Source organism: Nocardia sp. NPDC050697, from assembly GCF_040654395.1.
GTDB lineage: Bacteria > Actinomycetota > Actinomycetes > Mycobacteriales > Mycobacteriaceae > Nocardia.
Genome location: NZ_JBFAHY010000007.1, coordinates 177,238 through 189,876 on the forward strand (window position 1 = coordinate 177,238; position 12,639 = coordinate 189,876).

Annotated in this window: 12 protein-coding genes and 1 pseudogene; 6 read left to right on the plus strand and 7 right to left on the minus strand. The window is 70.6% G+C overall.

Annotation, left to right across the window (positions count from 1 at the left end):
- Window positions 1–14 precede the first annotated feature (14 nt).
- From eno to AB0H71_RS24150, 5 genes and pseudogenes are all read right to left on the minus strand, one after another.
- Window positions 15–1,301, minus strand: a complete 1,287-nt coding sequence (eno, locus tag AB0H71_RS24130) for a phosphopyruvate hydratase (RefSeq protein ID WP_357024999.1) — start codon at window positions 1,299–1,301, stop codon at window positions 15–17.
- Between the two features lie 108 nt (window positions 1,302–1,409).
- Complete coding sequence (locus AB0H71_RS24135; RefSeq protein ID WP_357025002.1) at window positions 1,410–2,144, minus strand: lytic murein transglycosylase; 735 nt, start codon at window positions 2,142–2,144, stop codon at window positions 1,410–1,412.
- 38 nt (window positions 2,145–2,182) lie between these two features.
- A pseudogene (locus tag AB0H71_RS24140) lies at window positions 2,183–2,837 on the minus strand (Fic family protein).
- An 8-nt stretch (window positions 2,838–2,845) separates the two neighbouring features.
- Window positions 2,846–3,034 (minus strand): hypothetical protein, encoded by a 189-nt coding sequence (locus tag AB0H71_RS24145; RefSeq protein WP_357025005.1) that lies wholly within the window; start codon window positions 3,032–3,034, stop codon window positions 2,846–2,848.
- A gap of 40 nt (window positions 3,035–3,074) precedes the next feature.
- Window positions 3,075–3,356, minus strand: coding sequence for a hypothetical protein (locus tag AB0H71_RS24150; protein ID WP_357025008.1), 282 nt, complete (start codon window positions 3,354–3,356; stop codon window positions 3,075–3,077).
- A gap of 435 nt (window positions 3,357–3,791) precedes the next feature.
- Here AB0H71_RS24150 and AB0H71_RS24155 point away from each other — a divergent pair, with 435 nt between their 5' ends.
- From AB0H71_RS24155 to AB0H71_RS24175, 5 genes are read left to right on the plus strand one after another with little or no spacing between them, the layout of a single operon-like run.
- Entirely contained in the window at window positions 3,792–4,931 is a 1,140-nt protein-coding gene (locus tag AB0H71_RS24155; protein WP_357025011.1) for a TauD/TfdA family dioxygenase, read from the plus strand.
- Window positions 4,903–5,913, plus strand: a complete 1,011-nt coding sequence (locus AB0H71_RS24160) for an ornithine cyclodeaminase family protein (RefSeq protein ID WP_357025014.1) — start codon at window positions 4,903–4,905, stop codon at window positions 5,911–5,913. The genes AB0H71_RS24155 and AB0H71_RS24160 overlap by 29 nt, the downstream gene beginning before the upstream one ends.
- Window positions 5,904–7,244: a Y4yA family PLP-dependent enzyme gene (locus AB0H71_RS24165; RefSeq protein WP_357025017.1), complete on the plus strand. Its 1,341-nt coding sequence runs from the start codon at window positions 5,904–5,906 to the stop codon at window positions 7,242–7,244. The genes AB0H71_RS24160 and AB0H71_RS24165 overlap by 10 nt, the downstream gene beginning before the upstream one ends.
- Before the next feature lie 18 nt (window positions 7,245–7,262).
- Entirely contained in the window at window positions 7,263–8,297 is a 1,035-nt protein-coding gene (locus AB0H71_RS24170; RefSeq protein WP_357025020.1) for a cysteine synthase family protein, read from the plus strand.
- Between the two features lie 8 nt (window positions 8,298–8,305).
- Window positions 8,306–9,712, plus strand: a complete 1,407-nt coding sequence (locus AB0H71_RS24175) for an MATE family efflux transporter (protein WP_357025555.1) — start codon at window positions 8,306–8,308, stop codon at window positions 9,710–9,712.
- Between the two features lie 26 nt (window positions 9,713–9,738).
- On the opposite strand, the gene AB0H71_RS24180 is transcribed toward AB0H71_RS24175, so the two are convergent.
- Window positions 9,739–10,413, minus strand: a complete 675-nt coding sequence (locus tag AB0H71_RS24180) for an SGNH/GDSL hydrolase family protein (RefSeq protein ID WP_357025023.1) — start codon at window positions 10,411–10,413, stop codon at window positions 9,739–9,741.
- Window positions 10,410–11,693: a helix-turn-helix transcriptional regulator gene (locus tag AB0H71_RS24185; RefSeq protein ID WP_357025028.1), complete on the minus strand. Its 1,284-nt coding sequence runs from the start codon at window positions 11,691–11,693 to the stop codon at window positions 10,410–10,412. Before AB0H71_RS24185 ends, AB0H71_RS24180 begins: the two co-directional genes overlap by 4 nt.
- 388 nt (window positions 11,694–12,081) lie before the next feature.
- Here AB0H71_RS24185 and AB0H71_RS24190 point away from each other — a divergent pair, with 388 nt between their 5' ends.
- Window positions 12,082–12,534: a hypothetical protein gene (locus AB0H71_RS24190; RefSeq protein ID WP_357025030.1), complete on the plus strand. Its 453-nt coding sequence runs from the start codon at window positions 12,082–12,084 to the stop codon at window positions 12,532–12,534.
- Window positions 12,535–12,639 lie beyond the last annotated feature (105 nt).

Here is a 12,639-nt window from a genome sequence, read left to right on the forward strand (position 1 = left end):
CCGATCACCGGTCGTCAGCCTTCGGCGGCGAACCGCGGGAAGGCGACGTCGCCCGCGTACCGGGCGGAATCGCCGAGCGCGTCCTCGATCCGCAGCAGCTGGTTGTACTTGGCGACCCGCTCGCTGCGCGCCGGGGCGCCGGTCTTGATCTGGCCGCTGCCGACCGCCACCGCGAGGTCGGCGATGGTGGTGTCCTCGGTCTCGCCGGAGCGGTGGCTCATCATGGTCTTGTAGCCGTTGCGGTGCGCCAGCTCGACCGCGTCCAGGGTCTCGGTCAGGGTGCCGATCTGGTTCACCTTCACCAGCAGCGCGTTGGCGGCGCCCTTGACGATGCCCTCCTCCAGCCGCTCCGGGTTGGTGACGAAGAGGTCGTCGCCGACCAGCTGCACCTTGTCGCCGATCAGGTCGGTGAGCGCGACCCAGCCGTCCCAGTCGTCCTCGGAGAGCGGGTCCTCGATGGAGACCAGCGGGTAGGCGGTGAGCAGCTCGGCGTAGAACTGCGCCATCTCCTCCGCGGTGCGCGCGGTGCCCTCGAAGGTGTAACCGCTGGCGGAGTTGTAGAACTCGGTGGCGGCGACGTCCAGCGCGAGCGCGACGTCGCGGCCGAGGGTGAGCCCGGTCTTGCCGATGGCGGTGGCGATCAGGTCGAGCGCCTCGCGGGTGCCCGCGACGTCGGGGGCGAAGCCGCCCTCGTCGCCGAGCCCGGTGGCCAGCCCCTTGCTCTTCAGCACCGACTTGAGCGCGTGGTACACCTCGGTGCCCCAGCGCAGCGATTCCTTGAAGGTCGGCGCGCCGAGCGGGGCGACCATGAATTCCTGCACGTCGACACCGGTGTCGGCGTGCGCGCCGCCGTTCAGGATGTTCATCATCGGCACCGGGAGCACGTGCGCGTTCGGGCCGCCGAGGTAGCGGAAGAGCTCCAGCCCGGAGGACTCCGCGGCCGCCCGCGCCACCGCCAGCGAGACGCCGAGCAGGGCGTTCGCGCCGAGCCGGGACTTGTCCGGGGTGCCGTCCAGATCCAGCAGCACCTGGTCGACGGTGCGCTGCTCGACCGCGTCCAGGCCGATCACGGCCGGGGCGATCTCGTCCAGCACGCCCTCGACGGCCTTCTGGACGCCCTTGCCGAGGTAGCGGTCGCCACCGTCGCGCAGCTCCACCGCCTCGTGCTCGCCGGTGGAGGCGCCGGACGGCACGGCCGCCCTGGTCAGGGTGCCGTCGTCGAGGGCGATCTCGACCTCGACGGTGGGGTTACCGCGAGAATCCAGGATCTCGCGTGCTCCGACCTGTTCGATGATGGCCACGAAAACGAACTCCTTCGGCAGCTGACAGGCATGGTCACACGGGACGGACCCGTGCGCTGCGAGCCTATCGTTCCGGCCCGGACCTCGGTAATCGGCACTCCGGGCGGTTCATACCCGGCGGCCGATGCTGTAGGCGGCGGCGCGGTCGCGCACGGTGAGCAGGTAGCTGTTGGACTGGTTGTAGGTCATGAGCGCGCGCTGCCAGCCCAGCTCGGAGGTGAGGTCGCCGCCGCTGGCACAGAGGTAGCGGGCCGCGGTGAGCGCGGCGTCGTCGATATTCTGCGGGTCGACCACGGTGTCGCCGTTGGCGTCGACGCCCCAGCGTTTCCAGGTCTCCGGGATGAACTGCAGCGGGCCGACCGCGCGGTCGAACTCGCGGTCGCCGTCGAGCGCGCCGCGGTCGGTGTCGGCGATACGGGCGACGCCGGGGGCGCCGTCCAGGGAGATTCCGATGATCGGCGGGCGGACCGCGCCGTCCTCCCCCACCTGCGAGCCGCGGTAGGTGCCGTGCTTGCTCTCCACGCTCGCGATGCCGGCCAGGGTGGTCCAGGCGATGCCGCAGTCCGGGCGGGAGTTCGTCATGACCGCCGCCGCGTACCCGTACGCCTCCAGCGCCTGCACCGGGATCGCCATCCGATCCGCCTGCTCCTCCGCCCAGCCCCTGAGTTGCAGCGCCGCCCGGCCCGGTGCGTGCACATCGATCACCGGCAGCGGGGTGCCTGGACCGGGCGGGATGCCCTCCGGTAGCGGTTCCCGCTCCGGCCCGAACCCGCACCCGGCGAGCACCAGGGTCGCCACGATGGCCGTCGCCGCGCCCGCTCTTCTCCACACCACGCGGTCCATTGTGCCGGGGGTGGGGGAAAGGGCAGGTCAGCTGCGGATCAGTCGTAGAAGTAGGCGGGCTGGTCGTCGAGGATGGTGGTGAACATGCCCTCGAGCAGGGTGAGATCGCCCTCCGCGCGGGCCGTGTGGCAGGCGGTGTGCAGCTCGGTCTTGTCGATCAGATCCCAGGCCAGGCCGCGACCGGACTCCGAGACCAATTGGTCGAAGAACTCTCGCTGCGCGCGACCGTTGCCCTCCCGAAACGGGTGGGCGAAGTTCACGTAGTCGTACAGGTAGGCGAGCACCCCTGGCACTTCCCGATCGCGCACTCTGTGCAACCGATCGAGCTCCCTGATCCGGTCGGCCACATGCGCGACCGCGCGACCCGCTTCGAGCGGGGTGCAGAAGGACTCGCCGCCCTTCTCCAGACCGACGGTCCGCAATTCTCCGGCCCACTCGTAGACATCCTGGAACAGGAAAACCGTGAACCGCTCGCAGCTGGGCCAGGTCGTAGCTGCGCTGGACCAGCTCCGGCGCTTCGCGCAACTCGGCGACGCGGATCTCGACCAAGTCGTTCTCGGCATCGAAGAGGTCGTCCCTGGTCGTGGCGCCGACCCGATTGCGCAGTACCTCGGTGCCTGGCAGGAAATAGCCGACCCAATTCGCTTCGGCGTCGCCGGTGTCCCAGGGCGGACGCGGGTCACCGCCGGGCACGGGCGCCCTCAGTCGAGGTTGTAGCGGGCACGCACCCGGGCGCCGAGCTGAGCGAGATCGATCTCTCCGCGGACGTAGGCGTCCTGATCGGCCCGGGTCGCGTCGGTACTCCGGGCACCCTCCAGTTTGCTGGTCGTCCGGGCAGCGCGAATGACGCGCGCGCGGCGCGTGCGGTCGTCAGCCGGTCGCTTGGCCATCGGGTCACCTCCGCCATTACTCCCCCTAGATTTTACCTGCTCATCCCCGCTCGATGGAGATTCTCGCGCGACCGAGCAGGGCCCGGTTGGCGGGGTGGGCCGGAGCAGAAAGCAGGGCGGCGGTGGGGCCGGGCCCCACGACGCTGCCCCGGTCGAGGACGAGGGCAGGCAGGCAGTGGAGGGGGATGTCGTCGGAGATGACGAGAAGGGCGGTGCCCCAGGTGCGGAGGGTGAGGAGGGCGGTGGCGGAGTAGCTGAGGGCGGCGGTGGTCTCGTCGCGCGGTCGCGGCGTCGAATTCTGCGTTGCGGAGGGCGGATTCATCGCGGTTCGAGCCGGAGGAGGGCAGCGTGCGCGTAAAAGACGCCGGACTCCTCGGTCCGTAGCTGCGATCTCAGCCCGATGTCAGCGAGCACCCGCCGATCCGGGCCGCTGGCCCTCGGCGGTGCGGCCGCCTCGTCGCGTAACCCGGTGCGTGACAGGCATCCTCGTGCCGGGCGCCGTCGACGCACCGGCAAGGCCAGGCTAGCCTAATGGCGAGGCGATCGCGGCAACCGGCGTATGCGCGACTCGCCGCCGCCGAGATTCGCCCAAAAGTTGCTAAAAGGGTATCATCGGCGCCCGTTCCGGTCATGTCACACCGCTATGTGTGTTCTTTCAAATTAGGCAAGCCTTGCTTAACCAATACCCGACCCACTACCTTCGGCATCGGCTCGTCTCATCCGCCTCCGGCTCGATCCGAAGAAGGGACCCCACTCGGTGAAAAGCGTTCTCTCCGAACGTCGGACGTTTCACCCGCAGACCATCGAAAGACGCGAGATCCCGCCGGCCGCCGGCGCCGCGATCCGCGCCGCCGCCGATGCGATCTGCATCACACTCGGCCTGGACGGTGATCGGGTCGCCGCCGAGACGCTGACCGATCCCAGGGTGGTCGCCGCGGTGCGCCGGTACGCACCCGGGTTGCCCGGCGCGGTCGCGGCCGCGGTGCGCCCGCCGGGCACCGCCGCGGGCGCTGCCATCGTCGGCGGGCTGCCGCTGCGCGACGCGGAAATCGGCCGCACCCCGGCGAATTGGCGCATCGCCTCCGGGCGCGACGGCGCCGCCGCGCCCGCCACGGCCTCGCTGCGCCTCGACATCGCCATGCTGTTGCTCGCCGCGGCGGCGGGCGAGCCCTTCGGCTGGCGCGGCCAGCAGGGCGGGCGGCTGGTGAACAACATCGTCCCGGCGGCCGGGCACGAGCACGAGCAGTCCGGCGCGAGCAGCAGCACGCTGCTCGCCCCGCACACCGAGGACGCCTTCCACCCCGACCGCGCGCACCTGCTCATGCTGGGCTGCCTGCGGAATCACGACGGGGTCGGCACCACCGTCGCCTCGGTGCGCGAGGTCGAGCTCACCGCCGCCGAGCGCCGGGTGCTGGCCGAACCGGTGCTGCCGATCCTGCCCGACGTCTCCTACGGCGACACCCACGACCGCGCGACGGCGCCGGCGCTGCCCACGCTCTGGTACGACGGCGATATCGAATCCGACGCCGCCACAACCGGTCTCACCACCCGCTACGACCCCGCCTACACCCCGCTGGACGACGCCGATGCCGGGTACCGCCGCGCCTACGCCCGGCTGAGCGCGGAGCTGGAGCGGGTCAGCCGGGTCGCCGTGCTCGCCCCGGGCGAGCTGCTGCTGGTCGACAACGATGTGGCGGTGCACGGCCGGGTACCGTTCACCGCGCGCTACGACGGCACCGACCGGTGGCTCAAACGCGTCAATATTCGTCTTCCCGAGCGGCGCAGGCGCGCCGCGGAGAGCCGTGAGAATGGATACGGGCAGCAGATCGTTGCCCCGTTTCGCGCGGTGACAGAACGGGACACCTCCGATGATCGAGGACGCGATGAGCAACCGTGACCGGAGCACGCCCCTGCGGGTGCTGAGCCGTAGCGATCTGGCCGATGTGCCGATCTCCCCCGGCGACGTGGTGCGCGCGGTGGAGGAGGCGTATCTCGCGCTGGCCGCGGGGGAATCGGATAATCCGCGCAAGCTCAGCGTGGCCAATCCGGACGGCTGGTCGGTCGCCTACGCCATGCTCGGCCGGGACGGCAGGCGCCGGGTGGTCGCCATGAAGACCTCGTACAAGTTCGATCCCGGCCACGACCGCAGCACCAAGAGGTACTACACCACCATCACGCTCTACGACGACACCACCGGCGCGCCGATCGCCATGATGGACTGCGCCAGGGTCGGCGCGCTGCGCACCCCCGCGGTCTCGGCGCTGCTGGTGCGCGAGACGGTGCGCCGCGGCGCGGAGAGCGTGCTGCTGATCGGCACCGGCACCCAGGGCCGGAACGCGCTGCCGCACCTGCTCGCCGCGAATCCGCAGCTCCGCAAGCTCATGGTCTACGGCACGCACCCCGACGGGCTCGCCGCGGTCAGGGAGAACCTGGCGGTGCACCAGCCGCACGCGCTGCTCGAGGTGGTCGAGGATCCGGTGGCCGCGGCGGGCGGCGCCGACGTGGTGCTCGCGACCGCGGGGCCGGGCACCGAAGTGGCGCTGGAGGCCGACGATCTGGCGCCGGGGTCGACCGCGGTGCTGGTCGGGTACGGGCTGGCGCCGTCGGCGCTGGTGCGGGCGGACCGGGTGATCGCCACCAGCGCCGAGCAGATGGCGCTCACCGGCACCGACATGGCCGGGCCGGACGGCGTGCTGCGCGCGGTCGACGCGGAGCTGCCGCGCATCCTGAGCAGGCGCGCGGTCGCCAGGCGCGGCGACGACGAGAAGATCTTCGTCTACAACAGCGGGCTGGTGCTCACCGATGTCGCGGTGGCGCACGCGCTGGCCGAGCGCGCGATCGCGGAGGGCCGCGGCGTCGAGGTGCCGCTGTGGGACTGACCGGGATCGCCGCCGCGCCGCTACCCGCCCACCGCGACCGGTGGGAGCAGCGGCTGCTGGCCGATCCCGCGCTGCTCGGCGAGCTCGCGCGCATCGTCGGCGGCCCCTTCCACGTGCTCTTCCCGGAGCGGGTGGTGCACGCGGTGCACGAGTTCAGGGCGGCCTTCGAGGCCGCGGGCGTCACCGGCGCGATCTACTACGGCAAGAAGGCGAACAAGGCGGCCTGCGTGGCGCGGGCCTGCGCGCGGGCGGGCGCCGGGATCGATGTGGCGAGCACCGGTGAGCTGGTCGGCGCGCTGGCCCAGGGCGTGCGCGGCGGCGAGCTCGTGGTCACCGGCCCGGCCAAGGCGGACGAGCTGCTCTGGCTGGCCGCCAGGCACGGCGCGCTGATCGCGGTGGACGCGCTGGACGAGCTGGACCGGCTGCCCGCCGCCACCGACGGCGCGCCGCCGCCGCGCATTCTCCTTCGCGCCCTCCCCGCCGGCTCCACCAGCCGGTTCGGGCTCACCGAGCCGGAGCTGGACGAGGCGCACGCCCGGCTGGACCGGCTCGCCGGGCGGGTCCGCTGGGAGGGGCTGAGCTTCCACCTCTCCGGCTACGACGCCGAGCAGCGCGCGGAGTTCGCGCACGAGTTGCTGGATCGGCTGGCGGGCGCGGTGGCGAGCGGGCACCCGGCCCGCACGCTCTCCATCGGCGGCGGCTTCGGGGTGGATTACGTGCCCGCCGCGGCCTGGGCCGAGTTCACCGCCGCGGCCGGGCCGCACTGGTTCCACGGCGGCGCCGAGCCCGGCTCGTACTACCCGTACCACTTCCCGGTCCCCGGCGCGGCCATGCTCACCGCGATCCTGCGCCACCGCGGGCTGGCCGAGCGGCTGATCGCCACCGGCACCGTGCTCGCCGTCGAGCCGGGCCGCGCCCTGCTGGACCGGGCCGGCTGCACCGTGTTCCGGGTCCAGGGCCGGAAGACCCGGCGCTCGGACGGCGAGCCCTACGACCTGCTCACCGTCGACGGCACCAGCCTGAGCCTCTCCGAGCAGTGGTTCGACAGCGAGTACCTGCCGGACCCGGTGGTGTGGCCGGCGCGCCCCGGGGTCCGCACCCCGACCAGCGTCGGCGCGGCCACCTGCCTCGACTCCGACCTGCTCAGCCGCCGCCGGGTGCCGCTGCCGCGCCGGGCCGAGCCCGGCGACCTGCTGGTCTACCCGAACACCGCCGGGTACCAGATGGATTCCAACGAATCCGCCTTCCACGACCTCCCCGTCCCGCCGAAGATCGTGCTCACCGAGCACGCGGGGGCGCTGCGCTGGCGCCTCGACTCGGCCCCCACCTGAGATCCAAGGAGAAGATCCATGCCGCTCGTCACGCGCGTGACGGACCTCATCGGCCGTACCCCGCTGTTCGAGCTCGCCCGCACCGCGACCGGCACCAGGCTGCTGCTCAAGCTGGAGACCTTCAACCCGACCGGGACGGCCAAGATCCGGATGGCGCGGGAGATGGTGCTCGATGCCGAGCGCCGTGGTTTGCTGGGAGTTGGCGGGCATATTATCGAGTCCACGTCCGGCAATACCGGGCTCGGCCTCGCGGTAGTCGCCGCCGAACGTGGGTACCGCTTCACCGCGGTCGTCGACCACCACGCCTGTAAGGACAAACTGCGCGCGATGCGAGCCATGGGAGCGAATCTGGTGTACGTCGCCGACGAGGGCGACGACAGCCTCGCCACCTCGGCGCGGGAGGATCTCGCCGAGGCGATGGCGGCCGCCGAGGACGGCGCGTACTTCACCGAGCAGCACAACAACGACGCCAACGCGGTCGGCTACCACGCCGTCGCCGACGAGCTGCTCGCCGACGTGGAGCGGGTGGACATCCTGCTCTCCGCGGTCGGCACCGGCGGCTCGCTCTTCGGCACCGCGACCCGGCTGCGGCAGCTCGGCCACGCGCCGTACGTGGTCGGGGTGGAGCCGGAGGGCTCGATCGCCTTCGGCGGCCAGGGTGGGCCGTACTGGCAGTCCGGCACCGGCACCCCGCCCGGCGCCACCATCGGCACCGCGGTCGACTACGCGCTGCTCGACGAGGGCGTGAAGGTCAGCGACACCGACGCCTTCGCCACCGCGCGCGCCGTCGCCGCCAAGCTCGGGCTGCTGATCGGCGGCTCGGCCGGCGGCTCGGTGCACGCCGCGCTGGTCCGGCTGGAGCAGTTCCCGCCCGGCTCGACCGTGGTGACGCTGGTCTGCGACGGCGGCGAGAAGTACCTGGACACCGTCTTCGACGACACCTGGATGGCCGAGCGCGACCTGCTCGACCCCGCCGCCGAGCGCGCGGTGGGCGCCATGCTCGACAGCTGGTCGCCCGCGCTCGCGGGCGCGGACCTCGTGGCGGCGCGGTGATCGACCGGATGCGCAGCTCGGACGCGGGGCGGCTGGCCGCGCTCGCGACCCCGATCGCGGCCACCCAGCTGGCCCAGATCGCGGTCTCCACGACGAATATCGCGGTCATGGGCTCGCTCGGGGTCGGCGCGGTGGCGGCGGGCGGGTTGGCACTGGTGCTGTTCAACCAGATCCGCACCATGGGCGTCGGGCTGATCACCGCGAGCGGCAACCGGATCGCGAGCGCGGTGAGCGCCGCGGGCAAGCGCGGTGACTCCGCCGACGCCGAGGTGCGCGATATCGTGCGCGGCAGCTTCCTGATCGCCACCGTGGCCGGGCTGCTCGGCGGCGCGGTGCTGGTCGGGCTCGGCTACTCGCTGCAGTGGCTGGGGCAGGACGCGGAGGTGCTCGCGGCGGCGCGGCCGTTCATGATCGCGCTGGCGCCCGGGCTGCTGCCCTGCCTGTGGTTCCAGGTGCTCCGGCAGTACTCCGTCGGCATGCAGCGGCCGCAGGCGCTGCTGCTGGTGACGCTCGGCTCGGTGGCGCTGAACCTGGGGCTGGCGCTGCCGCTGGCGCACGGCTGGCTCGGGCTGCCCGCGCTGGGGCTGACCGGAATCGGCATCGCGACCACGCTGGTCTTCCTCGCCATGTTCCTGGCCTTCGCGGTGCTGGTGCGCCGGGACCGGCGACTCGCCGGTGCGCTGCCGGGCACGCCGTGGCCGGTGCGGGCGCGCACGGTGCGCGCCGAGCTGAAGCTCGGCTTCCCGATCGCGCTGACCTACGGCTCCGAGGCGGGGATGTTCTCGGTGCTGGCGCTGGCCATGGGCAGTATCGGGCCGGCCGCGCTGGCCGCGCACAATGTCGTCTACCAGATCATCTACATCGTGTTCCAGGTCGCCATCGGCATCTCGCACGGCGCCTCCATCCTGGTCAGCGACGCCACCGCGCGGGACGAGTTCGACCGCGCGCGCACCCAGGCGCGGCTGGCGCTCCAGGGCGCCGCGCTGGTCGCGGTGGTGACCGGCCTGGTGTACGTCCTCGCCCCCGACCTGGTGCTCGCCCCGTTCCTGGACACCGGCGACGCGCAGACCGTCGCGCTGGCGCACACCCTGCTGCTCATCGGCATCGTGCTGCAGTTCTTCGATGCCGCGCAGAACATCGGCACCGGGCTGCTGCGCGGGCTCAAGGAGACCTCGGCCGGGTTCCGGCTCTCGCTCGTCGGCTACTGGTGCGTCGGGCTCCCCGCCGCGCTGCTCCTGGCCTTCCCGGCCGGACTCGGCGCCGCCGGCATCTGGTGGGGCCTCACCGCGGGGCTCGCCGCAACCGCGGGGCTCATGCTGCACCGCTACCTGGCCCTGGTCGACCAGCGCGAACAGGAAAGGGAACGATTGCATATCCCCACGCCACCGCTGGGGTTGCCCGCGGGCAACACCTGAGAACTCTCGGAGTTGCGGAATATTTCTCAGCGAAATTCTCGCAGCCGGGCGGCTGCGCTGCTCACTTCCCGAGCGATCAGCCGCGCGAGTGGTTCGTGTGAATCCCGGCTGAGGTGGGCCCCGTCGTCACCCGCACACGCGACGGATGCCGCGTCCGCGAACAGGACCTTGCGGTTCTCGGCCACACGACGGATCAACGGGGCGAGGTCACGCGATTTTCGTGCGGAGGCGGTGTCGTACTCGGAACTCCGTTCGGCGAACCCGGGCCCGTCGTCATCGAGATGGATCGGACTGACCAGCAACACCACGGGCACCCCGCCGGCGCGAGTCCAAGCGATGTTCTCGATGATGTCGATATAGCCATCGAGCGCACTTGCGACGGCGTCTGGTTCTCTACCGAACTTGGTTTTGAGGTCGTTGTTCCCCAGCATGACGACCACCATGTCCAAGGGTGAGTGGCTGCGCAAGCACGGTTGAAAATAGGTACGGCCGTTGCGGTCATTACGATCGGGGTCGTCCAAGTCGGTGGTACGGCCGCCCAGACCTTCCTCGATAACGGCGTACTCGGCACCCAAAAGTTCCTGCAGCCGCCCTGTCCAGCGCACATCGATGGGCCAGCGGCCACGCCCCTCAGCTGGATGACCGAAGGTGTTGGAGTCACCGAAGCACAGGATGGTGAACGCGCAAGGATTGACGATCACGATCGGTTCCCTACAGATATTCCGAGGCGTTCGGCAATGCCGACGAGGCCAGTCAGCCGTTGCGCACCTCGACGAGCGAGCAGTTCATCGGTCACCGTGTGGGCCAGAGGGATATGTCGGACGAACTCCGGGGCCATGGCGTACGCACGTCGAAGCGTATCCACGGCTTCGGCGTCGTCCCGGTTGTGAAGCTGGGCTTGTGCGATATTGATGAGCCTGCGACTGCGCAGCGTAGGCGGAATCCCGGTGCCACCACCACTGACAAGCGTGGCAAGTTTCAGAGCCTCGCGCGGCCGGTCGGCGCCGGTCTCGTTGATGACGCCGAAACTGGCAGCCGAGGTGGGGCCGAAGACATTGGATATCTCCGGCCTGTCGGCATACGTGTCGTCCAGTTGCGTACCGGCCGATTCGCAGAGCCGGAGATATCGCCGTGCCTCGCGGAAGTCGCCCGTTCGAGAAGCCGCGAAGGCCGCGTAGCACAGGAGTTCACCCCAGATGGCGATGTGGCGCGGACTCGCGGTGGACAATCGTGGCTCGATGGCGGCGGCAGCATTTTCGGCATACCCCGCCGCATCGTCGAACATCCCGTGTTTGGCGAGGAGCCACGAGTGGGAGCCCTTGATGGCAGCCTGCGTTAGCTCGTCCCCGCTGTCCGCGGCAAGTGCGTCCGCGCGGAGGAGCGCCATAGCGGCCAAGTCCTCTTGGCCCACGTAGCCCAGGAGGTTGGAGGCGGCGTGCAGCAGCTGCGCGAGCGAGACAAATATCTGCCGCCGAGACTCGCCTGCCGCTGCACCAGCAGCGTTGTACGCGCCGGCCAGCGCAACGGGTAGCATCCGCTCCATTTCGCCGAGCTGGGCCGAGAAGAACAACTCCCATGCTCGCGCCACCGCGTCGGAAATCCGCACCGGTGTGCCCGGCGCCGTATCTGGAATACAGCCCATGATCACGCGACGCAGCTGCGATACATCGCGATCGTCCAGATCATCCGAAGAAGCACTGCCTCTGACGTAGGTCGTCAGCGCAGATTGCCGGGGCAGTGCATTGTTTTCCACGTCGGCGGGGCCACCGTCGAGCAAAACCGCGAGCTGCTCTGGTGCGACTTCGAGCGCTGCGGCAATTTTCGGCCACAGTCCGGCGCGCGGGCGGCTCTTACCCGCCTCCCAGCGGACCACGGTCGACCGCTCCAGCCGCAGCAGCGCAGCCAGAGATTCCTGGGTGAACCCCAACGCCGTGCGACGCTGTGCGAACTCGTGGCGAGCTTGGCGCCCGGCAACCGCCACACGCTTCCCCTTCCTCCCCGTAACACCCCAGCTCAGCGCTGCATTGCCTCTTTCGCGCCCCGTCAGTGCACAGCGGACGCTCTGGTCGAGGACCGATGCGAGCGGTTGGCTTCAAGGTACGGCTCACCACCCTCGGGCGGCAACGGAGGCAATACATTGTGAACCAGCTACATTCGACCATCGGCGACCGTCGGGCGGCGACACCAGCACGGCATCGGGGCTCGGAAGCTCGCGAGAAGACCGCGCCCACGGCACTGCCGAAACGGGTGCCGAAAGCTGCGGCTCAGCAGCGGCGCGATCCGGATGCGTGCGCGACTCTCGCTCGTCTCCGGCTTCTGCACCGCGTCCGTCAATGGCTCGTCGAGTTCGAGTCGCCGGGAGCACGCCGATGACCGGGGCGACGCGACGTTTCGTCCCGGTGCGGATCGCGTCGTTCACCTCCGGGAGGTCCGTGCATTGGATCCACGACGGTGATCGGCTCCGGATCGTCGCCGTCTGCGCGGCCGACGGCACCAAGTTCTCCTACCCCGAAGCGTTGAACCTGGGCGAAGCCATAGCGGTGGGTCAGCTACCGCTCGAACTCGTCCAGGGCACGATCGATCACTGGTCGCAGGCGCGCGAACTCATCCGGGGTCCCTGGGTCTTCGCCTCCCAACTGGGTGCGGTGTCCTTCGACCGACGGGATGGCACCCTGCTCGCCGCGAGATGCCCGGCTATCGCCTGCACCACACCGGTCGAGGTCGCCGATGGACGCCTCCGATTCCACGCCGGTCCCGGAACATGCAGGTCATGCGGCTGGGGCGGCTTACGGGTGCGCGCCGAGGTGGAAGGTCGACAGTGATCAGCAACCGGCACGAGGCTGCGCCGTGACCGCGATCCTGCTGACAGCGGGGATTCCGGCGTTGGTCTTCATCGCGGTCCTGCTACTGCCTTCCCAGTACCCGTG

What these genes read in the sequence shown, in the direction of transcription:
- AB0H71_RS24135 (WP_357025002.1), bottom strand. Translation starts at nt 2,144, where the DNA reads ATGGACCGCGTGGTGTGGAGAAGAGCGGGCGCGGCGACGGCCATCGTG.
- AB0H71_RS24160 (WP_357025014.1), top strand. Translation starts at nt 4,903, where the DNA reads ATGATCGAGGACGCGATGAGCAACCGTGACCGGAGCACGCCCCTGCGG.
- AB0H71_RS24145 (WP_357025005.1), bottom strand. Translation starts at nt 3,034, where the DNA reads ATGGCCAAGCGACCGGCTGACGACCGCACGCGCCGCGCGCGCGTCATT.
- AB0H71_RS24170 (WP_357025020.1), top strand. Translation starts at nt 7,263, where the DNA reads ATGCCGCTCGTCACGCGCGTGACGGACCTCATCGGCCGTACCCCGCTG.
- AB0H71_RS24175 (WP_357025555.1), top strand. Translation starts at nt 8,306, where the DNA reads ATGCGCAGCTCGGACGCGGGGCGGCTGGCCGCGCTCGCGACCCCGATC.
- AB0H71_RS24190 (WP_357025030.1), top strand. Translation starts at nt 12,082, where the DNA reads ATGACCGGGGCGACGCGACGTTTCGTCCCGGTGCGGATCGCGTCGTTC.
- AB0H71_RS24150 (WP_357025008.1), bottom strand. Translation starts at nt 3,356, where the DNA reads ATGAATCCGCCCTCCGCAACGCAGAATTCGACGCCGCGACCGCGCGAC.